This is a genomic window from Acidobacteriota bacterium (assembly GCA_028875575.1).
Taxonomy (GTDB): domain Bacteria; phylum Acidobacteriota; class Terriglobia; order Versatilivoradales; family Versatilivoraceae; genus Versatilivorator.
The window spans coordinates 90,712-116,020 of the sequence record JAPPDF010000094.1 but is presented as its reverse complement, the minus strand read 5'-3'; the positions used below and the strand labels follow the sequence as shown (position 1 = coordinate 116,020).

18 protein-coding genes are annotated in these 25,309 nt (G+C 63.4%); 13 read left to right on the top strand and 5 right to left on the bottom strand.

Annotation, left to right across the window (positions count from 1 at the left end):
• Positions 1-185: 185 nt before the first annotated feature.
• From OXI69_15745 to OXI69_15730, 4 genes are all read right to left on the bottom strand, one after another.
• Positions 186-1,436: a sialidase family protein gene (locus OXI69_15745; GenBank protein MDE2667594.1), complete on the bottom strand. Its 1,251-nt coding sequence runs from the start codon at positions 1,434-1,436 to the stop codon at positions 186-188.
• 89 nt (positions 1,437-1,525) lie between these two features.
• On the bottom strand, positions 1,526-3,328 hold the full coding sequence (locus tag OXI69_15740; protein ID MDE2667593.1) for a hypothetical protein: 1,803 nt from the start codon (positions 3,326-3,328) through the stop codon (positions 1,526-1,528).
• Between the two features lie 24 nt (positions 3,329-3,352).
• Entirely contained in the window at positions 3,353-4,477 is a 1,125-nt protein-coding gene (locus OXI69_15735) for a DUF4432 family protein (GenBank protein ID MDE2667592.1), read from the bottom strand.
• Positions 4,478-4,547: 70 nt separating this feature from the next.
• Entirely contained in the window at positions 4,548-6,578 is a 2,031-nt protein-coding gene (locus OXI69_15730; protein ID MDE2667591.1) for an alpha/beta hydrolase domain-containing protein, read from the bottom strand.
• Between the two features lie 391 nt (positions 6,579-6,969).
• Between OXI69_15730 and OXI69_15725 the strand changes: the two genes are divergently transcribed.
• The 9 genes from OXI69_15725 (at position 6,970) to OXI69_15685 (ending at position 18,365) form a co-directional block, all read left to right on the top strand.
• Positions 6,970-7,398 (top strand): hypothetical protein, encoded by a 429-nt coding sequence (locus OXI69_15725; GenBank protein ID MDE2667590.1) that lies wholly within the window; start codon positions 6,970-6,972, stop codon positions 7,396-7,398.
• Between the two features lie 124 nt (positions 7,399-7,522).
• Positions 7,523-7,897, top strand: coding sequence for a DUF423 domain-containing protein (locus OXI69_15720; GenBank protein ID MDE2667589.1), 375 nt, complete (start codon positions 7,523-7,525; stop codon positions 7,895-7,897).
• 53 nt (positions 7,898-7,950) lie between these two features.
• Positions 7,951-8,397 carry a DUF1801 domain-containing protein gene (locus OXI69_15715; GenBank protein MDE2667588.1) on the top strand — a complete coding sequence of 149 codons (447 nt, stop codon included), beginning with the start codon at positions 7,951-7,953 and terminating at the stop codon, positions 8,395-8,397.
• Positions 8,398-8,566: 169 nt separating this feature from the next.
• Complete coding sequence (locus tag OXI69_15710) at positions 8,567-10,402, top strand: hypothetical protein (GenBank protein ID MDE2667587.1); 1,836 nt, start codon at positions 8,567-8,569, stop codon at positions 10,400-10,402.
• 38 nt (positions 10,403-10,440) lie between these two features.
• Positions 10,441-11,460: an amidohydrolase family protein gene (locus OXI69_15705; protein ID MDE2667586.1), complete on the top strand. Its 1,020-nt coding sequence runs from the start codon at positions 10,441-10,443 to the stop codon at positions 11,458-11,460.
• Between the two features lie 347 nt (positions 11,461-11,807).
• Positions 11,808-12,749 (top strand): alpha/beta hydrolase, encoded by a 942-nt coding sequence (locus OXI69_15700; GenBank protein MDE2667585.1) that lies wholly within the window; start codon positions 11,808-11,810, stop codon positions 12,747-12,749.
• Positions 12,750-12,852: 103 nt separating this feature from the next.
• Entirely contained in the window at positions 12,853-14,622 is a 1,770-nt protein-coding gene (locus tag OXI69_15695; GenBank protein MDE2667584.1) for a family 10 glycosylhydrolase, read from the top strand.
• Between the two features lie 307 nt (positions 14,623-14,929).
• Positions 14,930-17,155 (top strand): sialidase family protein, encoded by a 2,226-nt coding sequence (locus OXI69_15690; GenBank protein MDE2667583.1) that lies wholly within the window; start codon positions 14,930-14,932, stop codon positions 17,153-17,155.
• A 46-nt stretch (positions 17,156-17,201) separates the two neighbouring features.
• Positions 17,202-18,365 carry a CaiB/BaiF CoA-transferase family protein gene (locus OXI69_15685; GenBank protein ID MDE2667582.1) on the top strand — a complete coding sequence of 388 codons (1,164 nt, stop codon included), beginning with the start codon at positions 17,202-17,204 and terminating at the stop codon, positions 18,363-18,365.
• 46 nt (positions 18,366-18,411) lie between these two features.
• Here the strand turns inward: OXI69_15685 and eno are convergent, their stop codons facing one another.
• On the bottom strand, positions 18,412-19,692 hold the full coding sequence (gene eno, locus OXI69_15680; protein ID MDE2667581.1) for a phosphopyruvate hydratase: 1,281 nt from the start codon (positions 19,690-19,692) through the stop codon (positions 18,412-18,414).
• A 1,203-nt stretch (positions 19,693-20,895) separates the two neighbouring features.
• On the opposite strand from eno, the gene OXI69_15675 reads away from it, so the two are divergent.
• From OXI69_15675 to OXI69_15660, 4 genes are all read left to right on the top strand, one after another.
• The gene (locus OXI69_15675; protein MDE2667580.1) at positions 20,896-21,636 is read left to right on the top strand and encodes an acetoacetate decarboxylase family protein; all 741 of its coding nucleotides are present in this window, start codon (positions 20,896-20,898) and stop codon (positions 21,634-21,636) included.
• Between the two features lie 70 nt (positions 21,637-21,706).
• Entirely contained in the window at positions 21,707-22,831 is a 1,125-nt protein-coding gene (locus OXI69_15670) for a Gfo/Idh/MocA family oxidoreductase (GenBank protein ID MDE2667579.1), read from the top strand.
• Positions 22,822-23,610, top strand: coding sequence for a phytanoyl-CoA dioxygenase family protein (locus OXI69_15665; protein MDE2667578.1), 789 nt, complete (start codon positions 22,822-22,824; stop codon positions 23,608-23,610). Before OXI69_15670 ends, OXI69_15665 begins: the two co-directional genes overlap by 10 nt.
• Before the next feature lie 115 nt (positions 23,611-23,725).
• Positions 23,726-25,288, top strand: a complete 1,563-nt coding sequence (locus OXI69_15660; GenBank protein MDE2667577.1) for a hypothetical protein — start codon at positions 23,726-23,728, stop codon at positions 25,286-25,288.
• Positions 25,289-25,309: the final 21 nt, after the last annotated feature.

Sequence of the window (25,309 nt, the reverse complement as noted above, 5' to 3'; positions counted from 1 at the left end):
CTTGAGGGGGAGTCGGTGAGACAAGGGCTCCGCCCGCAGTCGAACCGGTGGGGGGCAAGCGCGGCGTTCCGAGAGTGACGTTCAGCGGCATTGGCAGCGGCGCCATTTGAGCGCTTTAGTTCCCACCGCCGGCAGCCGCGTAGGCGGCGATATAGTAGCTCCTTCCAAGACCCACACGCCCACCCTCAAGCCGGGACCGGTTTCCAGCGAATGGCCCACAGCTCGGACTTGCCGGTGGCCCCTGCCCAGCTCCGTCTGCCTTCCAGTTCGTGGCTGATCCCACCGACCGTGAGAATCGAGCCGTCGTCCAGAGCCAGGCTCTGGCTGAAACCGCTGACGCCGTCCCCGTAATAGAGATAATAGACCTCGTCCTCCCAGGTTTCCCCCTCGTCGCGGCTGATCATGGCCCGTCCAGTGGACAGGTCGCGCGGATAGCGGTGATCGTAGGCCACCATGAAGGTTCCGTCGGAGAGGCCGACTCCGTAGCCATGGCACTGACCGTGATAGTTGGTCAGCTGCCGGAAGCGGTGCCAGGTCTTGCCGCCGTCGTCGGAGTCGGCCAGAAAGACCGTCTTGTAATAGGCGCGCCTGGCCGGATCGACCAGTGGCCACTGCGGCACCACGGCTCCGTGATAGCGGATGACGGCGATGAGCTTTCCCGAGGCCATGGGCGCGATCATGGTCTCGTAGCAGTGGCCCCCCAGAAAGCCGGTCTCGGTGTTGAATCCTGTCGGTCCGCTCCAGGTGCGCCCCCCGTCGCTGGAGCTATGGACATAGGCCGGGTCGATCATGTGGGCCCGCGACTCGACGGGCACGACCAGGGTGTCATCGGGAAGCCGAGCCAGCGTTCCCGGGATGCGGCGCTCGCACTTGGCCGGGTTTCCGATCTCGGAGAGTTGACTCCAGGTCCGGCCCTGGTCGGCCGAGCCCCACACCAGGATGCCGGAGGGGTCCTTTTCTCCCGCGTCTTTGACGGCAACGAAGGTCCCGTCGCTCAGAATTTGAAAGGTGCCGACCATGTTTTCCGGACGCGGGGTGACCTCCCAGTTGCGCCCGCCATCCCGGGACCGGCACATCAGGGTATTCTGGTTGACGTAGATGGTTCCGTCGGGAGCCATGGCCAGTTCCACCGTCTGCACGTGGCCCCAGGGGTCATGCGGCAATAGGGCTTTTTCGGCCGGAACCCGGTTCAAGGCGCCGCCGCGAGCATGGAGAATGTAGGGTCCGGCCTGCATGGCCCGCATCTGCTGGGGAGAAAGGGTGACGCCCCCCAGCCACTCGGTGGACCGGAACCCCTGTTTCCCGTCTCCTTCGGATGAGACCCCGCCCCCTGCACCACCGGTCTGCGGCCCTACGCAGGCCGCGGCCCAGCCGAGCTGGGTTGCGGCAGCTGCCTGAAGCGTTCGCCGCAGAAATTTCCGCCTTTCAACGTTCATTTCTCTCCCATTTATCTTCATTGGCGCCGTCCTTTCGCTCCCCATCCGAATTGTCGCCGGGGGATCATGTTAACACTCACGACGAATCCCTACCGGAACTGAATGACCTTGACGATGCCCTCCGTGCCGAAATCGAGATCTTCGAAGGGCTGATATTCAACCGTCACCGGCCGGGGTTTCTGTTCGCCGCACTTCAGTTCGACCAGGCCGCCCTCCGGACCTGAGACTCTCACCGAGGCCGCATCCAGAATCGCCAGCGGCAGATCCCCTCCCTCAATCTGAAGATGCAAGCGAGCCCGTTCCCCCAGGCAGTCCAGCCTGGAGAACGATCCCTGCACTTCCACCCGGGGTGGGGCCATTTGGGGGCCGGATGCAGCGGCCGGGGCGTTCAACGGCCGGTCGGATTCCTCCAGGGACGGGCCGAAGGCTGTCGCCTCCGGAGTTCCAGCGGCAGCCGCTAACGGCGGCGCTTCCTCCGGGGCAACTTCACTCCCGGCGCCGAGCCATTCCATCAATTCTTCCGCTAAATCCACCTCGTCGGAGGATCGCGCGTACTTGCGGCAGAGGACTGCCGCCTGGCGTGCGGCTTCAAGCCTGCCCAACCGGTGGTAGAGCTGGGCCACTGTCTGGTAGTGGTGAACGGCTTCCTCGCGGCTGATCTGCTTGACCCGGATCAACTGGGCCAGGGCCATTCCGGCTTTCCCCTCCATCAGCAGAATGGAGCCCAACAAACGGTGTGCATTATCGAAGTCCGGCTCCAGAGCGATCGCCTTGCGTAAGACCGGCTTGATGACTTCGGGTTCGGCATCGGCCTCCTGCAGCAGCCGCGCGAAGTCGTAGTAGAGCCGGGGATTGGCTGCCTCCAGTTCGACGGCTCTGGCGAAATGCCGCCGAGCCGACTCCCCATCCCCCGAATAGCTGGCCAGATAGCCGAGAGCTTCAGGAACCCGCCAGTCCGCGGGATCCTGCCGGGCCAGGTCGCGGTAGATTTTCAGGGCCTGTTCCCGCCTGTTCAGCCCAACCAGCAGGCCGGCTTGGACCAGGCTGACTTCGGTGGCAGATGCCGGCTGGACATTCGGCTTTTCGGCAGACTTGTTCAAGCGAATCTCATAGTCCACTGTCGGGAGGCGCTTCCGGACCACATAGCGCTTGAAGTCGCTCTCGACCTGATCGAGAGTCTTTCCGTAAACCCATCGAAAAGCCTCTTCGCCCGTGTCGCCGTCGACTCCCTTGAGAAAGTCCGGAAACCGTTCCCGGTATTGATTCGAAAGGCAGAGCATGTGGGTGAGCGCCCAGCTCTGAGCGTAGAAGACCTTGGTGCGGTCGCTCTCATCGAAATGAGTAGAGTTGTAATCCACCGTAATCAATTCCCGGATCGACAGCCACTGCCTGTCCCCAAGCACGCGAGCGGCCTTGCCGAACGCCACCTGCTTTCCTCGAGGTTCAAGCGTGGAATAGAGCTCGGCCAGCCCCTCGTTCAACCAGACGGGCAGTTCCGCTCCGGAGTGTTTCACCAGCAGGTGGACGTACTCGTGAACCGCTGCACTCTTGGTCTGGCGGTTCGGTGTGCCCATCACAATCAGGTCCCGCTTGGGGCTGGACATATAGAAGGCGGATGCTGCTTTGAAGGGCCGGTAGGGTTCAAACTCCTTGGGGGAACGGAATCGGACAATGCGGACGGGTGAAGAAGGTACGCTGCCCACGTTGCCGGTCCTGAGGAAAAATTCTCTGACCTGCTCGAAAAAGAGAATGGTTCGGCGCCCGCTTCTCTCTCCGGCATTGGTGAACAGCTCGAAATGCTGCGATTCGATCCGGACCCAGTTAGGGGCCGCAGCCGCGGTACCGGCCGCGACCGCCAGCACGGAGACTAGGAATAAACCCTGGAATTTCATGGCGCCGTAGTCCCGGGAACCCGGTTACAGGTCCCAACTCAGCGGTGGTCTCCCATCCAGAAGACCGTCGATTGCGGTCGGGCCGGAGTGCGCGCGGATTTCAACCTCGTAGAGTCGAGTCTGACCCGGTTCCAGCCACTGGGCGGCCAGGGGATGGTTGTCCTGGTCCTTGCCCCAGAGGGAGCCTCTGAAGGGCTCCAGCGCGGAGACGTAGGAACCGCCGGGAGCGTAATGCTGCCAGTTGGCCAGCCGGGGCAGTTGTCGAACCGGGTAACAAAGCTCCACGGCCAGGTCGAGTCCCCGGTTGACCACTGCACAGTGGGCGAGACCCTCGGCATCGCCGGCGATATCCAGGATCAGGCCCCGCGAACCGCAGGCGGCGTGCTCCGGGAGCGGTTCGGGCACGGTCAGGTAGCCTGGGAGGTCGCTGTCCGATCGGGAGAGGTCGGCCATGGACATGTCGGCGTTCATCTGCCAGCCTCCGTTGACCCGGCCGCCGTAAACCAGTTGAGACCCTGTGTCCAGCAGGGGATACCCCAGGTTGACGTGGTACAGCCAGTTGTGGGCCACGGTCGAGTTTCCAAGGTTGGCCACTTCGTCCCGCAGCCGGATCACGGGCTCACCCAGCCGGCAGGCGATCTGTCTGCGGACTTCAACCACCGGCCCATACATCTGGGTGTCGCGGATCACCAGCCCCAAACGCATGTCCAGGTCGCCGCGGCCGGGATTTGGGTTCTTCAATTCGAGCAGCGCCGCCGGGGTATTGGTGTGTTGACCGTGCAGGGCCAGCTCGAGGCCGTCTTCCTCGCGCCCGGGTCCGATGTAGCGGGGCCCGCAGGAGGTCAGGAGCCCCCCGGGCCAGGCGGCCAGCCAGTCCTCGTCGCGGTGGAGCGGCTGCCGCGGCGGGCGGTAGCCGTTGGGAGTCAGGTAGGCCAGGCTGTGGCTCCCGTAAAGCGCCTCCACAATGTCGCCGCCGCGGTCCAGCGCCACCGTGAAGCGCAGGTCTGAACCCGTATTCACCATCGCCACCCGGCACCCCGGGGCGCCTCCGGCATCGGGCCAGTCGAAGGTGGCTGTCCGGATGCCGCCCACCTGGTGAATGAGCTCGAACTTGTTGGCGTCGAAAGCGATTGGAGTGTCTCCCTTCATCGATGGTGTTATTGCTGGTCCGGCCGGTCCAAGGTCCCTGAATGAACCTCTGAGAATTGACACATGCCCGTTAGCGCCCACTCCTCAAATAGTCCCAAAGCTCGGACGCTTGCCGGGTGAGATGGGGGATGTCGCTGCCGATGATATAGCGCTGCCTCGCCAGGCGCCCGGCCTCGGTTCGAATCCGCCGCAGATAGGAATCGCGGCTCGAATAGCGCTCGGCGATGGAGAGACGGGGGTCTCCCGCCTGCAGGCGTTCCCGGCGGGTCCCGGGGAAGGGGATAAAGGATCCCACCATGCTGTAGAGCTCGTCCGGTGAGCCGATGTCGGGATGCCGGAGATTCCAGCCGGTATAGGTGGCCAGGGGCACCTGGATGACGGGAAGCCGGATGCCGGCAAGCTCGTTGCCGTCCCGGTCCACCTGAAGAACCAAAGGCCTGAAGGCCCCTCCCACCCGGGGCGGCTGCAGGGTCACAATCCCCCTGGTTCGGAAATCGGGACCGTAATCGAGGCGGTAGGGCTGCATCATCCTTACGGGAAGCCGGACACCGGGAATCCTTGGGAAGCTCATCCGGTCCAGGGGCACCATCTCTCCCTTGGAAATGCGGGGATACTGTGAGGGAGGCGGTTGCCTGTCCTCGGCCAACCAGTCCTGCAGGGCCAGCAGCAGCGCCCGCATGGGCCAGCGAAAATCGTTGGGATTGGGCAGGTTGGCGGTGCTCCTGCTTTGGGGCGGGAAGGAGGCGGGGCCGTGCTGGGTGCCGGAGAAGACATAGACCCGGGTGTTGGGCGCCAGCGGTACGTCCCGGGCGCCGTCGAGGCTGGTGTGAATCAGGGAAGCGGCCCTCCCGTAGTATTCGTAAGAGGCGTTGGTGTAGAAGATCTTCGGCGTCGACTGCTGCCGCCGGCTGCGGTCAAGCACCCCTTCGTTGAGGCCTCTTTCACGGTCCGGCAACGGAAGGTCGGCAAAAGGGTAGATGACCGTGGGATAAAAGGTGTTCATGAAGGAGTGGGCGTCCCGGGAGGGCTGGGCGAAGCGGTGGTTGAAGCTGCCGCGGCTGGCGCCGGCCACGTGGGAGATGACGCCGTCGAAGACAGGGCGCCGACTCTCGTCCTGGTTGAAACCGTAGTAGAGAAAGGTTCGAAGGAAGCGCCCGCTCTGAGACGTCCCGAAGCCGATGGCTCTCCGCACGCTGGTTCCCAAACCCCGCTCCGAACCGTCCTCCTGGAAAGCTCCGCCGTACTTCAGGAATGCGATGAAGTCGCGGGTGGCCGCCGGGCCCAGTCCCACCAGTGTCGGATTCTCGGCCGCATAGACCAGCTCGTAGATTCGACCCGGTTCGAATCCCGCGGCCATGAAGACGTGACCGTTGCTGGGGACCAGTTTTCCATTTTCCTCCCGAGCCAGGCGCCACTGATCGCGTGGCACGATCTGTCTGGGTCCGTCGGTGAGGTCTCTGACGGTCAGCTTCAGGTCGGGGTCATCGAGATCGACGGCGGGATAGGCGGGCTCCATGTTCCGGTCGGCCAGGGGAAAGCTCAGAACCCTGGTTTCGGTAACGAACTCGGCCCGTACCAGTCCCCGAATGGGGGCAGAGCCCTGCCGGGCCACCGGTGCGTACAGCCTCAGACGGTTGGAAACTCGGGGCACGTCGAACTGCCAGCCCAGCCAGGCCAGGCTGAAGCCGTGGTCCAGCGGCAGCGCGTCTCCGAATTCGGTCGGGGTGGTCAGTTCCCGGGAGGAAGTCGCCCGGCTGAACATGCCCAGCATCCCCTTGCGGCCTCGATTGCAGACCTCGTAGAGGACGGTCCCGTTTCCCTTGCCGGGATGGGTGGGTCGGATGAGATAGAAGTCGGAGGAGAACTCGACCTTGCCTCGCCGATTGCGAGGCGCCAGGTCGATGTCGCAGATGATCCGGTTCTGTTCCAGCCGGGGGTCGACTTCGAAGAAAACCCTTCCGTGGATCTTCTCGTAGGTGCCGGCCGCACCGAAGCTGCGGCCGTGCAGGACCTCCGAGCGGCCCTGCACTTCCACGCCGACCACCGCCGCGGAAGCAAGCTGTCCCAGAAGCAGCCAAAGACCGAATACGCGGAAAGCCATGCCGTGATCTTAGTACAGCCGCCGGTCTCTTTCCATCGCTTTCGGATCAGCGCCGAGGGGCGCCGTAAGGGACGATGAACCACGAATGGACACGTCGGGTGGGGCTCGGCAAAAAATGCTGTCTAACCACAAAAGGCACAAAAGTCATGATTTGTGTTTTTGTGACCTTTGTGGCCATTCGCGGTAAACGTCCCGCTGCCGAATTTTGCAAACGCCTCAACTCACCAGTCGGATTATTGTTGTTCATTGGTGTCCATTCGTGGTTCGTCGTTCCCCTGCGAGGATTTCTCTTTCCGGTCCCTCATGGATACTCCTTCAGTTGTCCTGAGCAAGCAAATCCCGGAGGATCAGGGTTGGACTTTTGGGTCGGGTTGGAGACAATAGAGGGCCCATGAGCAAATCCGTGTTTCCGCACCTGTTGCTGGCGGCGCTCCTGGCCGGCTGTGCCTCGGACCCGGATCTCCCGGCCTCTCCCGGTGACCGGGTGGCAGTCCTCAAGGAGCGAGTCCGGGAACTCTACCAGCAAGCCCGGGAGTCGGGGCAGAAGGTTCCCAAGGACGCCCTGGAGTGGGCCAGGCAGGATCTGCACCGGATCGGCGACTGGGAGTACAGGATCGTGGACCTGCCGCGGGAAGACGCCCAATCCCGCCAGGCACGGCTCAATGAACTGGGAGCCGAGCGCTGGGAAGCGTTCTGGATGGAACCTGCCGGGGACGGCATCCGGGTCTACCTGAAGCGCCGCTCCAAGAGCTGGCTGGAGAAACTTCCTCTCTCGGAGTTGCGGCGGCTCCTTCCTTCCGGCGGAGGGGGTGGAGAATAGCTGAAAATGGTCCCGCCGAAGTAGGGGTTCCAGAGGTGGGAAATGGCTCCGGAGACTCCCGGGGCGGCGGGTGCTCGAAAAGAGGTTTCCGTCAGGCGACGAGCATTTTGAAGGAGGTTCTGCAATGCCACGATTCTGGTTCGGGATGGGCTGCCTGATGGTGGGTCTGGCGGTGGCTGCCGGCGCTTTTGGCGCCCATGTGCTCAAACAGCGGCTTTCCGCCGACCTGCTCGAGATTTTTGAAGTCGGAGCCCGCTACCAGGTGTATCACGGCCTGGGCCTGGTGGCGCTGGCTCTGGCCATGGACCGGTGGGGCGGCGCCCTTTTTCAGTGGACCGGCGGCCTCTGGTTGGCTGGCATCGTTCTATTTTCCGGAAGTCTCTACGCGCTGAGCCTCACCGGAATTCGAGGCCTGGGAGCCATAACCCCTTTGGGAGGTCTCTGTTTCCTGGTGGGTTGGGGCTTGCTGGTCTGGGAGGCCTGGAGGAAGCTGGCCTGATTGCCGGCGTGGTGCGCTCCCTGCACGGGGGTGTTTTTCGATAGGGTGCGAGCATGGCAAGAAGCAGCGCCGCCACGGTTGAAGAGTACCTGCAGGAGCTTCCCGAGGAGCGTGCGGAGGCACTGGGGGTCGTGCGACAGGTGATTCTGGACCATCTGCCCCCGGGCTACGTCGAGACCATGAACTGGGGCATGATCTGCTACGAGGTTCCGCTGGCGCGCTGTCCCGATACCTACAACAAGCAGCCCCTGATGTTTGCCGGTCTGGCTTCGCAGAAGCACCATATGGGGCTCTACCTGATGTGCGTTTACAGCCACCAGGGTTCCAGGGCAAGGTTTGAAGAGAAGTTCAGGGCCAGCGGCAAAAAACTGGATATGGGCAAGTCCTGCGTGCGCTTCAAAAAGCTGGAGGACCTGCCCCTGGAGGTGATCGGAGAAACCGTCGCCGCGACCTCGGTCGAGGAGTATATTCAGTTGTACCGGGACTCGCGACGGAAGTAGGGCATCGGGCCGACGTTGGGTGGGCCAACCTGCGGTCCTTGACCGCCCGGCCGCGGCCGCCTGGATCGTTGATGCGTACGACCCTGTATGAGCGCGAGGTGGGTTGGGACAGATCCCCGATCAGGGGAGAGTCATCTGCGACTTGTCGCTGAATTGGAGGCTCATTGCCATGATCAAGAAACGGACTGATGCTGCCGAAGACCGGTGCCGCCGGTCGGCCAAGGGCCGCCGAGCCCTGGGTGCATTGACCGCCGCCGGGCTGCTTGCCGGCCTGGTTCTGGTTCCTGTAGAGAGCCACGAGGCGGCGGATGGGAAATTCAAGCTGTCTCCCGAACACATTGCCGCGGTCAAGGCCAAGCGGAGAATCGTGGTCAACCATCCGGCCGACGGCCTGCTGGCGGCCATCCAGCGCCAGGTCAGCATCGAGAATCTGATGACCTACGAGCTGGGGTTCACCGATGAGCCCGGCAGCCAGATCGACGGACAGTGGTGGTGCCTGGACCAGTTGTTCCCCATGAAGGCCCGGCCCATGACCGCCAGGGACAGCCCCCTGGCCAAGGGCCCCTACATGGGCGGCAACGTCGAGACCATCTATCGATGGGCCGATGAGGGGATCAATATCGCCAAGGTCTACCTGGAGGAAACCAAGAAGCGCGGGATCGAGTGCTTCTACTCCTACCGGATCAGCGACGGCACCAGCCACACCGAGTTCGGCAAGGAATTCGCCGAGGCTCACCCCGACTGGGTGGTGAAGGATGAATGGGGCAACGCCAAGTGGAATTTCGCCGTCCCGGAGGCGCGAGCCCGCAAGTTGAGCGTATTGCGGGAATTGGTCGAGGATTACGATTTCGACGGCCTGGAGGTGGACTTCGCCCGCGGACCCAGCAATCTGCCTGCCGGTCGGATGTGGGCCAACCGACGGGCGATCAGCCAGTTCCTGCGCGACCTGAGGGCCATCACCCTCAAGGTGGAGGAGCGGCGCGGCCGCCCCTTCCTGCTGGCGGCCCGGATCCCCGACACGCTGGTCGGCTGCCATTTCGACGGCCTGGACGTGGAGACCTGGGTTCGAGACAACCTGGTGGACATCCTGGTCCTGGGAGTGCGGTCCCTCGAGCTCGAGATCGAACGTTTCCGCCACCTGGTCGGGGACAAGCCGATCAAGATTTACGCCACCCTGGACGACCATCACTGTTCCGACGGCTACTCCTGGCCTCCCATCGAGGTCATGCGGGGAGTGGCGGCCAACTGGTGGCAGCAGGGCATCGACAGCCTGCAGGCCTTCAATTGGGGCACCGCCTCTCCGGAAGTCAGGAAAAAGACGGGGATGTTCGTCCATCAGGCCTATTTCGACGACTCCGATCGAATCCAGATCTACCAGCAGGCTTACAAGGAACTGGGCAGCCCCGAAACCCTGCGATTCCTGGACAAGACCTTCGTGGTCCAGCGCAGGGGCGGGGGCGGCTCCGGGGGACCCAACGTTCACGAGTGGAAGACACCCCGCTTTGCTTACCAAAACACCAACATGCTGGCCCAGTTGCCGGCGACTCTGAGCAATTCCGGAAGGGTGGACACCCTGTTGAAACTGCGGGTCGGAGACCGCCTCTCCGACCATGTCGCCCAGATCGGGGATCTGACCCTGGCGCTGCTGCTGTCGGACCCCGGGACCAAGAAGCTGTCTGCGGAACAAACCATCGGCAAGGCGCCCATCAATCCTTTCTGGACCATCCCGCAGTTGCAAACTTCTCCTCCCAGGGCGGGGATCGAAACTCGCCTGGAAGTGCGGGTGAACGGGGTGCTTGTGAACGACGGCAGGGTGGAGGAGGGTTGGGTGGTCTTCAGCCCCGATCCCGATCTGTTTGCAGTGGGCGAAAACCTGGTCGGCATTCTGGTGAAGGGGCGCAAGGCGGACGATCCGGCCATGACGCTGGAGAAAGTCGAGGTGCGGGTCGACTATCTTCCGCGGCGCCAGGTGGCGGCGGCCGGGACGGCCGGAGGGGTTCAGTAGCCGGGGTGAAACAGACCGGGTCCGGTCAGGGAAGGGAAATGAAGAGCAACGACCTGAAGCAGCCCGTCAACAGACGCGAGTTCCTGGAATCCACCGGCCGTTGCGCGGTGGCGCTGGGTTTGGCCGGTGCGACCTTGGCTCCGGGGTGCCGTCCCGAAAAGGAGCCGCCGGCTCCCGTGCGGCTGCCGGTGGTCGACACCCACATGCACGTCTGGGCCAACGATCCCGTCCGTTATCCCTTTCCGCACCCCTACATTCCCGACTTCAAATACGCCGACATTCCCGCCGAAGGCACCACCGAGATGCTCATCGAGGACATGGACCGCAACGGCGTGACGCACAGCATCCTGGTTCAGGTGATCTACCACGGATGGGACAATTCCTATGTGGCCGACAGCCTCAAGGCCCACCCCGACCGCGTTCGGGCCCATGGCCTCATCGACCCCACCGACCCCAAGGTGGCCGACCGGCTCGAGTATTGGGTCAAGGAGCATGGCTTTTCGGGAATGCGTTTCAGCCCGATCTACTACCTCGACGGCGACAAGGGGGGCGATGGGTGGCTCAACCATCCCGATACCGACAAGCTCTGGAAGCGGGCCGCCCAACTGGATGCGGTCTTCAACTTCTATATTTCCACCCGGCAGCTCCCCAAGCTGGAAGAGATGGTGAGCCGCCATCCGGAGGTGAAGGTCTGCATCGATCATCTCTCCCAGATCGATCTGACCGTGGAGGATCCCACCCCGGAGTTCAAGAAACTGCTGGCCTTGTCCAAGTACCCCAACGTCTGGGTCAAGGTCTCCGAGCTCACCTCGGTTTCCGGAGCCGGCTATCCGTTCCGGGAAGCCTTCTCCTGGGTGCGAAGGGTCTACGAGGAGTTCGGAGCTGACCAGTTGCTGTGGGGGACGGGGTACCCGGGCGCCTCTCGAGCCGCCTACGAGCGGCCTACACTGGCCAAGGAGCTGGCCCTGGTCCGGGAGGAGATGACTTTTTTGAGTCCGGACGATGTGGAGAAGATCCTGGGACTGAATGCGGCCCGTGTCTGGAACCTGTCCGCCTGATCACGAGGGGCGGGGAAGGAAAAGAGATATCCACCAAGGGACGCGAAGGACAACGAAGGGAGACGAAGGAAGACCAAGGGAAAGATGAGCTTTTTGCAAAATTCCCAACGAGGCAGGTTATCTGGCCGGCATACCTGAGGTTCTGCCATTTTCAATTTCGGGTGCGACCCGGTGAAAAATGCTGTCCAACCACAAAAGGCACACAAGTCACAATTTATGTTTTTGTGCCTTTTGTGGCCATTTCCGGTAAGCGTCCCGCTGCCGAATTTTGCAAAAGGCTCAGATGCGATTCTTCACCGGTATGCGGCGGTAAGGATTTCAAACGTAGCCCCGAGGGGAGGTAATGGATGTTGGATTCCAATCGATTGAGAAGCGTTCTGGCGCTGGTGGTTCTGTTGACGCTTGTTCCACAGGCTTGGGGCGGGGAGAAAGTTTCGCCAACGGAAGGCTGGGCGGCCACCCTGTTCAGTCGCTACATCGTCAGGACCGACATCACCTACCTGGTGGCCGACAACTGGGAGTCCAAGCTGGATGTCTACCGGCCGTGGCGGGCGACGTCGCCGACGCCCACGGTGGTCTACATTCATGGCGGGGGCTGGGTCGCCGGCAACAAGAGTGTCCGCCCGCTCCATTTCCTGCCCTATCTGGAGATGGGCTGGGCCGTGGTCAACGTGGGATACCGGCTGGCCAGGGTCTCGCTGGCACCAGGTGCCGTGGAGGACACCCGCTGTGCCTTGCGCTGGGTCATCCGGAACGCCGAGAAATACAACTTCGACACCGACTGGATCGTGCTCACCGGAAGGTCGGCGGGCGGCCATCTTTCCCTGATCACCGGGATGCTGCCGGCTTCCTCGAGTCTGGACCGGCGCTGTCTGGGCAGGGACGAGCTCAAGGTGGCCGCCATCGTGAACTGGTTCGGGATCACCGATGTCGATGACCTGCTGGAAGGCGAGAACATGCAGTCCTACGCCGTAACCTGGTTGGGCAGCCAGAGCGACCGCCATGAGATCGCCAGGCGGGTTTCGCCTCTGAGCTACGTCCGGCCGGGACTGCCGCCGGTGCTGACCATCCACGGGGATGCCGACAGGGTGGTTCCCTACGACCATGCCGTTCGCCTGCACCGGGCATTGGATGAATCCGGAGTCCCCAACCAACTGGTAACCATTCCCGGAGGGAAGCACGGTCGGTTCAGCCGGGCCGAGCTCCTCAGGATTCATGTCGCCACCCGCGAGTTCCTGAAGAAGCACGGATTCAAGCGGCTGGGCGATTCTCCCTCATCGGCCGAGTGACTCTGCCGAACCACTTTGGGCCGGCCGATCGATTTCCTTTAGCCTCGGGGCCGTTTCCGACCATTTTCGGCCGGCCACGCGGCCACCCCCTGGAGCCCTTCCCATGGACACCCATACCGGAGTGAGACCACGAGGTATCCTGGCCGCGGTGGTAATGGCGGCTTTTTTTTGTGCGGCGGCTTGCCAGCCGGCCGACGAGACCCCGGCTGAGGACGGCGAACGTTTTGTCCTCTCCCCGCAACACCTGGCCCAGATCGAGCGGCAGCGGCGGGTGGTGGTCAATTTCGACGCCATCCACGGTGACCTCAAATTCGCCGACATCCCTCCCAGCGACCTGGTGAAGCTGAGCTTCACCTTTGCCGACGATCCGGAGAGCCAGATCGACAGCATCTGGTGGAACTGGGGCGAAGGCCACCAGTCCCCCTATCCCAGCGAGGTGATGCCCCTCTACGACCAGGAGGGCTACCGCAAGTGGGTGGAGGAGGGCGTCGACATCATGCGGATATTCCTGGAGGCGACCAGGGAGCGGGGTCTGGAGGCCTTCTACTCCTACCGGGTCAACGGCTCGGACAACGACCTGGTGGTGACCCGGCAGATTCCGATGAAGCAACGCCACCCGGAGTGGCTGCTGGCCGGGCCCTGGGCCCCGGACCGCAAGATTTTCTGGGACTTTCGCAACCAGGAGATCCGCGACTACAAGTTGAGCATTCTTCGCGAGGTGGTCGAGAACTACGATTTCGATGGCATCGAGATCGACTTTGCCCGAGGTCCGATCACGCTTCCCCTGGGCCAACAGTGGAAATACCGGCACCATCTCACGGACTTCATGAGCAAGGTCCGAGCTCTGACCCTGGAGGCGGCCGAACGGAGGGGCCGCCCCATCTTGCTGGCTGCCCGGCTGCCGGCCAGCATCGAAGGCTGCCGCATCGACGGCATCGATATCGAGACCTGGACCAGCCGGCAGTTGCTCGACATCATTGCGCTGGGCTGCCGATCCTTCGAGGGCGACGTGGCGGCCTATCGCCGGATTACGGCCGGAACCCCCATCAAGCTGCTGGGGGGCTCGGACGAACACCATACCTCCGACGGCTACGACTGGCCTCCCATCGAGGTGTTGCGCGGGGTGTTCGCCAACTGGTGGCAACAGGGAGTGGACGGGATCTACTGCTTCAACTGGACCTATGCCATGAAGGAGGACGCGGACCGCATCGGCGCGCTGCTGCACGATTACAGGATGGCCCCGGTGCACCGCCGCCTCTACCGGGAGATCGGCGATCCGGAGATGCTCCGCCGCAAGGACAAGACCTTCGTGGTGCAGCGCCGCGGCGGGGGAGGGAGCGGCGCCCCCGGGACGGTCGGATGGGAGACCCCTCGCTTCTTTCTCAATACCAACATGTTGGCCCAACTGCCGGCCCCGCTGGACAACCAGGGGAAGGCCGACACCCTCTTGAAGCTTTCGGTAGCCGATCCTCTGGGGCGGGAAGCTCGAAACATCCAGGACATCAGTTTGCGACTCATTCTCCACGACGCCGCGGCCGGGACCCACGTCGAGAGGATGAGAACCTCGGTAAAACCGGATCCGCCGGGGCCGAACCGGATGCCCAGAGCCTTGATCGCCCTGTTCAAGCGTATCAACCACCTCTATAACAGCTCACCGCTGGATGACATGGGGAAACGGATCGAAGTGAGGATCAACAACCTGCTACTGGAGGAACCGGTTGTGGAGGACGGCTGGCTGGTGTTTTCAGGCTTGGATCCGAATCAGTTCGCCGTGGGCACCAACCTGGTGGGAATACGCGTGACCGGCCGGTCGCCTCAAGCCGACGCCCCCCTGTTCGTCGAGAAGCTGGAACTGCAGGTGGACTATCGCTAGCCAAAGAACCGGGCATGGAACTCTGTTCACCGCTCAAGAATCACTCCCCCCTTGAGGGGGAGTCGGCGAGGCCAGGGCGAAGCCCGTAGTCGAGCCGGTGGGGGGCAAACACCGCGCCTCGAAAGTGAATGTCGGCCGGTGCGGGCTGCGGCTTGACGGCGCAGCGTCGCCCCCCCACCGCATCAGCCTTCGCCATTCGGCTCGGCTTCTGTGCAATCCATTCATGGTTTACACGACAAACCGCAAACATGGTTTACATACCAAGCTGGAATTTGCCCGTGGAGCGGGCGGAGCGAGGAGATCCGGAATGCACTTGATTCGGCCGATGATTGCAATGGTGGGACTCACTGGCCTTCTGGCCGCTTTGGCGGCCTGCCGCGTCACGAGCCCGGATGGCGCCCCCGATTCAGCGCGGGGGTCCGTTCAGGCCGTGAATCTGCTGCCCAACGCCAGCTTTGAGCTCCCCTTGGGCGAAGAGCCCCGCCAGCCCGGCAACTGGGGAGACATCCTCAACCCCCTCACCATCAACCTGGCCGCCAGCCACCAGCAGCCGGGGAATTGGCCACCCCGAAGAGTGGCAGTCGAGGCGGTGGAGGGCGACCACGCCGCCCAGGTCACTCTGGATCCGGCCGGAGACGCGTTCCTGGGACACCTGACCTCTCCCGTGGTCCCGGTTCGGGGCGGCCAGGTCTACACCCTCTCGGCTTATGTGCGGAGCGAGGTTCCAGCCGCCTGGGTGAGGCTGTGCCTGTGGACCCGACCGCTGGATTGGAGACAGCCCGACCCGGCGGCTTCCGAAGGTCAATACCTGTCCTTTTCGGGCCCCGACGCCCATAGTGAAGTCATGGGGGTATCCGGGGACTGGAAACGCTACCGGTTTACCTTCGTGGTAGAGCACCTGGTCTCAAATGGGGTGGCCGACCTGGTGGTTGGCGGCCAGGGTCCCGGCAGGGCCTGGGTGGACGCCGTTCAGCTCGAAGAGGGACCGCGGGCTTCCGAGTTCCGGACGCGTTATCCGGTGGAAGCGGTGTTGGCGGGACGCCGCCAGCCGCCCATGCTTCACCTGGTGGACGAGCCGCTGGAACTGGTTCTGGCCAGCTACAACAGCAGCGGGTCCCCCTGGAGCGGGGGAGTGAGGCTGAATGTCGAGACCCTGGAAGGGAAGGGCGTGCTGGAAAAGCGCCTGCAGGCGCCGGTGCCGGCCGGGTATGGGGAGCGGAAGCTGAGCTATCCCTTCGAGCGGGTGGGAGAGTTTCGCGCGCGAGTCCGCTCCCGCTCGGGAGCGCCAATCGGGCTGGAGGACTACCTGTTCGTGGTCCATCCGGTCATGCACCGCGATCTTCAGGCCGTGACCTATTCCCGGCGGGGGCGAGTCCACCAGCTTGCGGCGGAGCGGGTCTGGATTCCCTGGGGGGACAAGGAGGACTTCTTTGCCGATCCTCAAGCCAACCTGACGGTCACGCGGCAGGGGGCCATCTATGCCGGGCTCAAGGCGGGGGTGGTGGCCGTCACCCGGGACGGGGGGCGCAGTTGGAAAATCATCCACGCCAGCAAGACGCTGCTGTCGGTGCTTCCCGACGGCACCTTTCTCAACGCCACCCATGAGCCGGGCGGGCTGAGAATGTACCGCTCCCAGGATGAGGGGAGCACCTGGACGGCATTGGGATTCATCCCGGTGACCGGGCCTCAGGCGGGTCCGGTGACTCAAATGAAGGACGGGACTCTGGTCTGGCCCATCGGCCATCCCCGCCCGGGAGCCCCCCATACGGTCTATGCCTATCGGTCAGAGGACGGCGGCCGCACCTGGTCAGAGGGCTATCCCATTGTTCCGGGAGGGGAACCCGCTCTCATTCAGCTCGATTCCGGGAGACTGCTGGCGGTGGCCCGCCACAATCCCTCCCGGGCCCCGGGAGAGTGGGAGAAGTTTTACCGAAACGAGTCCCCCTGGCGGCTCTGGCAGTGGGCCACCAGCTACTACGATCACCACCGCAACCGCTTGAGCTCCTACGAAAAGAACCTGTTGATGGCCGACTCCGACGACGGCGGCATCACCTGGAAGAACCCCCGGGCGGTGACCCACCTGCTGGACGAGATGCACGGGTCGGCTGTCCAGCTTCCCGACGGCCGAATCGTCCTCATGTACGTCCACCGCCTGCCGGCTCTGCACGGGGGCGAGCGGGCCAAAGTCAGCCGGGACGGCGGCTACACCTGGGAAGAGGAACTGTACTACCTGAACACGGTGGCGGCTCCCAACTGGAAGGAAGTGTTGACCGCCCTGAAGAACGCCGACGAAGGGGTGTTCACCTTCGAGGAAAGCAGGCGGCGCAGCTTCCCGAGGGAAGGACAGACGCTGAAGGGCATGTGGTACATCAACGACCATGTGACCAAGCCCGGGTACTCCGCCAGTTGCGTTTTACCGCCCGAGTTGGCCGATGGAAAACCGGGCATGATCCTGTCCATCGTGGGGGAGCGGAAAGGGAAGGATCTCCCGGCCCGCATGCAGGCCATCCGCTGGCGGCCTCTGCCCAGGTAGGTTGAGCCGGGACACTCCGGCACAGGAGAAAGGCGAGGACAGTCACATGGGAGTCTTGTCGGGCTACAGGATCGTTGAGTTCGCCGGTATCGGACCGGCGCCCATGGCGGCCATGCTGCTGTCGGACATGGGAGCCGAGGTGCTGCGCGTCGACCGGGTGGAGGAGTCCCACCTGGGGATACCCATGGAGCATCGCTACAACCTGCTGTGCCGGGGCAGGCGATCGGTGGCCATCGATCTGAAGCATCGGAAGGGAAGGGAGTCCGCGCTCAAGCTCATCGCCGGCAGCCACGGGCTGATCGAGGGTTTCCGGCCCAGGGTGATGGAGCGTTTGGGGCTTGGGCCCGACGACTGTTTGGCCCGCAATCCCAGGCTGGTCTACGGACGGGTGACCGGGTGGGGGCAGGACGGGCCCCTGGCTCAGGCCGCCGGCCACGACATCAACTACATCGCCTTGACCGGGGCGCTGCACGGCATCGGAGAGCGGGACGGACCGCCCGTGCCGCCCCTCAACCTGGTGGGGGATTTCGGCGGCGGCGGGGTCTACCTGGCCCTGGGTCTGGTGGCCGGGATGCTGGAAGCGCAAACATCGGGGAAGGGGCAGGTGATCGACGCGGCCATGGTGGATGGAGCGGCATCCCAGATGACCTACGTTTACGGGCTGCGGGCGGCCGGGCAGTGGACCGACGGCCGAGCCGAGAACACCCTGGACGGGGGCGCCCCCAACTACCGGGCTTACGAGACCAGGGACGGAAAGTACATCGCCATCGGTCCGGTGGAGCCCAAGTTCTGGGCCCGGTTGCTGCAACAGATCGGAGCCGCGGAGGAGGGTCTGCACCAGTTGGAGGACCGATCGAAGTGGCCGCGAATGTGCGAGCGCCTGGCCGAGATCTTTCGCACCCGGACCCGGGAAGAGTGGCGGCAGCTTCTGGAGGGAAGCGACGTCTGCTTTGCCCCGGTTCTCGACATGGGCGAGGCCCCTCGGCATCCCCACAACCGGGAGAGGCAAACCTTCGTGGAGGTGGAGGGTGTGCCGCAGCCGGCCCCCGCGCCGCGCTTCAGCCGCACACCCAGTCGCATCCGGCGTTCTCCGGCCGAACCCGGCGAGCACACCCGGGAGGCCCTGAAGGATTGGGGTTTCAGCGAGACGGAGCTGGACCGGCTGCAGGAAGCAGGAGTGATCGGACGACGGTCGGTGAAGCCGGATTGAGGTTTGGCGTCTATCGCCGGTGCGTTGGAGCCGGGCCGAAACGCCGTCAACCCTGTCTGAAGGACTTCCCCCGGAAAAGGGCTTCCGCCCCCAGGTCCTCCTCGATCCTCAGGAGCTGGTTGTACTTGGCGATGCGGTCGGTGCGACTGGCGGAGCCCGTCTTGATCTGGCCGGTGTTCAACCCCACCGCCAGGTCGGCGATGAAGGTGTCCTCGGTCTCTCCTGATCGGTGGGAGATGACGGCCGAGTAGTGGTGGGTCTTGGCCAGCTCGACGGCTTCGATGGTCTCGGTCAGGGTCCCGATCTGGTTGACCTTGACCAGGATGGAGTTGGCGACCCGGCTCCGGATGCCTTGCTCCAGGCGCCGGGTGTTGGTGACGAAGAGATCGTCCCCGACCAGCTGCACCTTGGCTCCCAACCTGCGGGTGAGCAGGGCCCATCCTTCCCAGTCGTCTTCGGCCAGGCCGTCCTCGATGGAGGCGATGGGATACTGGCGCACCCAGTTCTCCCAGAATTCCACCATCTGCTCGGCGCTCTTCTCGGACCCGTCCGACTTCCTGAAGCAGTAGCGTCCCTCTTCGTAGAACTCGCTGGAGGCCGGATCCAGCGCAATCAGCAGTTCCTCCCCCGGGCTGAAGCCGGCCTGGGCGGCAGCCTCCAGGATGACTTCAATGGCCTCCTCGTTGCTCTTGAGGTTGGGGGCGAAGCCGCCCTCATCGCCGACGGCCGTGGCGTATCCTCGCTTCGTAAGCACCCGCTTCAGGTGGTGGAAGACCTCGACGCCCATGCGCAGGCTGTCGCTGAACCGGGAGGCTCCCACGGGCATGACCATGAACTCCTGGAAGTCGACGTTGTTGTCGGCATGGGATCCGCCGTTGAGGATGTTCATCATGGGCACGGGAAGCAGCCGGGCGTTGACACCTCCCAGGTAGCGGTAAAGGGGTTCGCCGCAGGCCTGGGCGGCGGCCCGGGCCACGGCCAGCGACACCGACAGCAGGGCGTTGGCGCCCAGGTCTGCCTTGTTGGGCGTCCCGTCCAACTCAATCATCTGGCGGTCGACTTCGACTTGCCGGCAGGCATCCAGTCCCTGAAGCGCGCCGGCGATGCTTTGATTGACGTTGGCCACCGCCTGCTGAACGCCTTTGCCGAGATAGCGCTGGGGGTCCCCGTCTCTGAGCTCGACGGCTTCGTGCTCACCGGTGGAGGCCCCCGAGGGGACGGCCGCGGTACCGGTAGCTCCGCCTTCCAGAACCACCGTGGCCTCGACCGTCGGGTTCCCCCGCGAGTCCAGAATCTCCCTGGCCTTTACGTCGGTAATGGATGTCATGAGTGCCTCTTCCAGCGGAATGGTCCAGCGCCTGGCGCCGTTCCTGCCGGCCGCATTCTAACCCAGGCGGCCGCGTGCGGGAAACCTTCGGGTGGGAGGGCGGACGCCGGGACGGGGAATAGGGGACTTTGTTGAATTACTGGAATAAACTGGATCGACGGCACCTAGATTCCAGCAATTTAACAACGTCCCCTACACTCCCCTCCGTCCCCTACACTCCCGCGCTGCTGCTTGGCGCCCTGTCGTCCCTCCCCACCGCATGAGCCTTCGCCAGTCGGCCCGGCTTCTGCGTCCCTTCCATTTCCATCGGGACTGGGGGCAGCGAGCGGAGATGCGACCCGCGGTGTCGGAACGACGTGCCAGATTTTCAATAAACTCCTACTTGGCTCGGCGCTGAGACGTGACTAGCTTGGTAGGAAGGCTTGAGTAGCGCACCCGGGTTACCTGGGGTCTAACAGATGGACCAGGTGCAGGAACATGATTCGAGAGTACTGAAAGATCCAGGGAGAAAAAAGAATCAGTTCTCCCGTGACCACAAGCACCAAAACCCCTGTCGAGAATCCCTGCCACGAAAGATAGATAGCAGGAGGAGCGACCAACAGTACCCCCAGTCCGTAGGCGAAGTACATCGCACCCACAAAGAATCCCTGTTTCTGACGGTCGAATCTCAGGTCGCAGACACCGCAGTTCTGCCTCATACGAAAAAGCGAGGCGAAGACCTGCCCACGCAAACATCGCGGACATCTGCGTTGTAGGATCGCTTTGAATCTCATCCGCTGGTGAAATTATCCTCGCTATCCCAGACCCCGCAAACCTCTGCGGCGTCATCTTGTCCAGGGAAATACACTATAGACGAGGACTTCCATTTTGCCCCTGGCATTCGAAGCGTAGGGGACAGGAAGCGTAGGGGACGTTGCTGAATTACTGGAATTTACGTGCCGGGTTCCCAAGTTTTTCCAGTAATTCAGCAACGTCCCCTACGCACTCTGGCTTTTCCGACCCTTGGCGGATCCCTATTGAGGCTTCTCCAACCCCTTAGTGTGTCTTCGTGGTCCTTAGTGTGACTTCGTGGATAACTCTTTTTTTCCTGCCAACGGGGCCGAAGCACCGCCTCGCCCGGGTTTGCGCCGGTTCCGGGGGATGGGATAAGATCCAGCCGCTGCAATCACGCCCAGAAGCGACTTCCTTTCGCAGGAGCCAGCCATGACCATTCCCATGGATCAAATCACCAGCATGCCGGCCTTTTCTCCCTACTATCCCCCTCCGCCGGTGCGCTATCGCAACGCGCGCTTTCAGTTCGTCTTCTTCCGGGCGGACCCTGCCGCCGTGGACCGGGTGCTCCCCTCTTGCCTGGAGCCGGCCGAGGACGGCTACTGCGTGGCCATCGGCATCTCCATCCCCTGGGCTTCCAGCTACGGGGCCTTCGACGAGAGCGTGCTGACGGTCAAGTGCACCTTCAGGGGAGAAACCGGGTATTTTGCCCCGGTGGCCTTTCTGAACTCCCGGTCCAGCATCCCGGCGGGACGCGAGATCTACGGCACTCCCAAGGTGTTTGCGGAGTTCGAGTGCGGCATGGATGAACGGGTGGCCTACACCGATACCCGCCTGGCGGGGGCCTCGGTGCTGGCCATCCGTTCCACCTTCCACCGGGAGGCCCGGGTAGAGGAATTGCCCAACCTGACTCCCTCCTGGCGGCTCAAGGCGATTCCCCGGGTGGACGGTCGCGGCGCCGACGTGCTCCAGCTGATCGACGGCGCCAATGTGACCTCCGACGTCGACGTGCACATCTGCCGGGCCGGGGACGGGGTGGTCCAGTGCGACCCCTCGCCTATTTACAACCTGGCCGACTTCACGCCGCGGGAGTACTACGGCGCCTTCTACCTGGAGCAGGACTACACCGAGGGATACGGTGAGGTGGTCCACGACTTCCTGAATCCCGCCTGAAGCCGAAACGGGCTGGTCGCGCCGCTATGGGACAGCAACAGAAATCACCGGCCAGGCTGAGCAACTGAACATGGAACCAGTGAAGTTGGGGGTGGTGGGGGCCGGGCTGATCGGCAGCAAACACGCCCGGCTGGTCCACGGGCAGCCGGAGTGCTCCCTGGTCGGGATCTGCGATCCGGATGTCGGTCGCCGGGGGGTGGCCGAGGGGCTCGAGGTGCCCTTCTACCGGGACCTTTCCGATCTGCTGGACGAGCAGCAACCCGAGGGGGCCATTGTGGCCACGCCCAACGGCACCCACCTGGCCGTGGCCGAGGTCTGCGCCGGGAAGCGCGTCGACCTGCTGATCGAGAAGCCCATTGCCGACACCCTGCCTGCCGCCCGGAGCATCGTGGACGTAGCCGCTGCAGCCGGCTGCCGGGTCCTGGTGGGCCACCACCGGCGTCACAATCCGCTGATTCGGGAAGCGCGCTCCCAGGTTCAAGGCGGGGCGCTGGGGAGGCTGATTGCGGCGTCGATGATGTGGACCCTGCTGAAGCCGGCGGAATATTTCCAGGTGGGTTGGCGTTGCCGGCGTCCGCAGGGCGGGCCCATCCTGATCAACCTCATTCACGAGCTGGACATTCTGCGCTACATCTGCGGCGAGATTCGCCAGGTGTACGCCCAATCGTCCTCCATGGCCCGCGGGCTGGAGGTCGAGGACACCCTGAGCATCACGCTTTCCTTTGCCAATGGCGCTTTGGGCTCCATCATCGCCTCCGACGCCACACCCTCGCCCTGGTCCTACGAAATCGCCAGCGGAGAGAACCCCTACTATTTTCATACCGGCCAAAACTGCTATCATTTTCTGGGCTCGGAGGGGGCCCTGGCCTTTCCCCGGATGGAGCTGTGGCGCTACGGAGACCCATCCCGGGCCGGCTGGCAACACCCCTTGAGCCAGACTCGCCAAGAGGTGGCCCCGGCGGACCCGCTGGTCCTGCAACTGCGGCACTTTTGCCGGGTGGTTCGGGGGCAGGAACCTCCGCTGGTGGACGGAGCCGACGGGGCCCGTACCCTGGCAGTGGCGCTGGCGGTCCAGGAATCGATCGACCGGCAAGCTCCCGTCCTGCTGACTGATATGGACGCCTCAGGGGGAGGGTTTGCCGACTCAGCCCAAGGGGTGGGAACCAAGCCTTCCGAAACGGATTCATGCAACTGACCCGGAGCCAGATCGAAAAGTTCAACGACCGCGGCTACGTGTTTTTTCCGGGCTTGCTGGACGGCGACGAGGTTTCCGCGCTGCAGCAGGCGATGCCCGACATTCTCAGGCGACCGGGGCCGGAAGTCGTTCCCGAAAAGGACAACCCCCAGGCCGCCCGGCTGGTCTTCGGCGCCCACCTCTACTCCGAACCCTTTCGGCGGCTGTCTCTGTTGCCGCGGTTGCTGGGTCCGGCCCAGCAGTTGCTGAAGGAAGAGGTCTACTTGCACCAGAGCCGCATCAATCCCAAGCCGGGAATGGCGGGAGGGGCCTCCTGGGACTGGCACCAGGATTACGGCGCCTGGCACGTGGTGGACGGCATGCCGGAACCTCGCTGCCTGATGGTGGCCGTGTTCATCGATGAGTGCACCCCGGTAAACTCTCCATTGCTGGTGGTGCCGGGTTCCCATCGGGACGGGTTTCTGGACTCGATCCAGCTCCACCGGGACGCCAAGGGCTATTCCCTCTACCACATCGGTGAAGACACCTTTCGCCGGCTGGCGGAGGAGAACGGAATCGAGGCCCTGATCGGTCCGGCGGGATCGGTCTGCTTCTGCCACAGCATCGTGGTTCACGGATCGGCCAACAACGTCTCGCCCTGGCGGCGGGCCATCATGTACCTGATCTACAATGCCGTCAGCAACGCCTGCACCGGCACCGAACGGCCCTGGTTCCAGAACCACCGGGATTTCACACCCCTGCGGCCCATCGAGGACGACAGCCTCAGGCAGCGGTGCTGAAGGGGCACTCCGGAGGCGTCGCCCCGGTTGGAGTTTGCTCCCGATCCGGAAGCTGCTGTCGTCGACGACCCGGCTGTGACCGGTCGAGTCGGCGCTCAATGACATGGAGGAGTGAATGAATCGAAGGAAGTTCCTTTCCCATTCGGCGGTAGCCCTGTCAGCCGGACCCTCGGTTCTGGGGGCTGCTCGATCCCGAGCAAACCGTCCTGACTGCAACTACCGCATCGTCTACAACGACGACGGCCACACCCTGCAACGGGTGTCCGGAGTCGGGGAGCTGTTGGAGAAAGGGGTGGACCGCTTTATCGGGACCCAGGTGGATGCCCTGTTCTGGAGCATTGGTGAAGCCGACGTCTTCTACTTCAGGACCAGGACTGCCGAGATGTACGGGGAGAACCTGAAGCGGTTCCAGAGTGCCGCGGGCCTTCGGTTCATACAGGGCCTGGAGAGCGTTCTCAAGGAGCGGGAGGACTACTTTCAGGCCATGGCCGATCGCTGCCGCGAGATCGGTATCCAGTTCTTTGCGACCGTGCGGATGAACGATGCCCACGACAGTCCCAAGGGTTGGAACGCCGTCGATCTCTACAGCCAGTACAAGAGGGCTCACCCGGAACTGCTGCTGGGAGACGCTGTCCATCCCAGTTTTGCCACCGGATTCGATTTCGCCTATGAGCAGGTACGGCAAAACAAGTTCAAGGTCATCGAAGAAATCGTCCAGGATTACGATCTGGATGGCATCGAGTTGGATTTCCTGCGGCACCCGGCCTTCTTCAAGCCCGAGGAGGCCTATCGCAACCGCCACCTGATCACCCAACTGGTTCGCAGGGTGCGAGCCCTGGTGGACCGGGCCTCGGAGAGTCGCGGCAAACCCTTTCGACTGGCCGCCAGGGTCCCTTTCACCTTCAACCTTGCCTTCAAGCTGGGATTCGACGTCCCCACCTGGATCGAGGAAGGCCTGTTGGACGTGGTGACGGCGGGAACCCCGCGGGGCCATGAATCCGACTTGTCCATGCGAGAATACGTGGAGTTCGTTGGAGGTCGCGATCTCACCCTGCTGGGACAGATCGGCTTGTATCATCCTGCGGAGCAGACCCGGGCCACGGCCTTGAACTATTGGAAACAGGGCGTGGACGGGATCTATCTCTTCAATTGGTACGCTCCCCTGTGGGACCGGGAGCTTTGGCGCAAGTCACTGGTGGAGATCGGAGACCCCGGCCTGTTGAAGCACCGGGACAAGCGCTACCTCATCGATGAGCAGGTCGGCTCCCTGTGGCGGCGATCCCACCCCAAGGCCCAGCTTCCGCTGAAGATCCAGCAGGAAAAGGTGGGAGGACCCGCTCGGATCCGGTTTTTCGTTGGCGATGACGTGCCGGCGGCCGCGGCCGAGAGCAAGTCGGTCAAGGCCAAGCTGGTCATGCGCCTGGAACAGCAAATGGATGACGACGATCTGCAGTTCCGGTTGAACGGTGTGGATCTTTCCAGAGAAAAGGAGGAGGTTCGGCGGGAGCCCACGCTCTTCGGCAGTCGAGACTTTCTCCACCTGCCGTTCCGGGCCGACATCCTCAAGTGCGGATTCAACCGGTTGGAACTGGTTCTGAAAAAGCGCAACCCGCGCCTGGCGGTACCCCTGGTCCTGGCGCAGATGAGCTTGGAGATCGACTACGGCAGCAAGGGATAAATCACCGGGAATCGAGGGCAA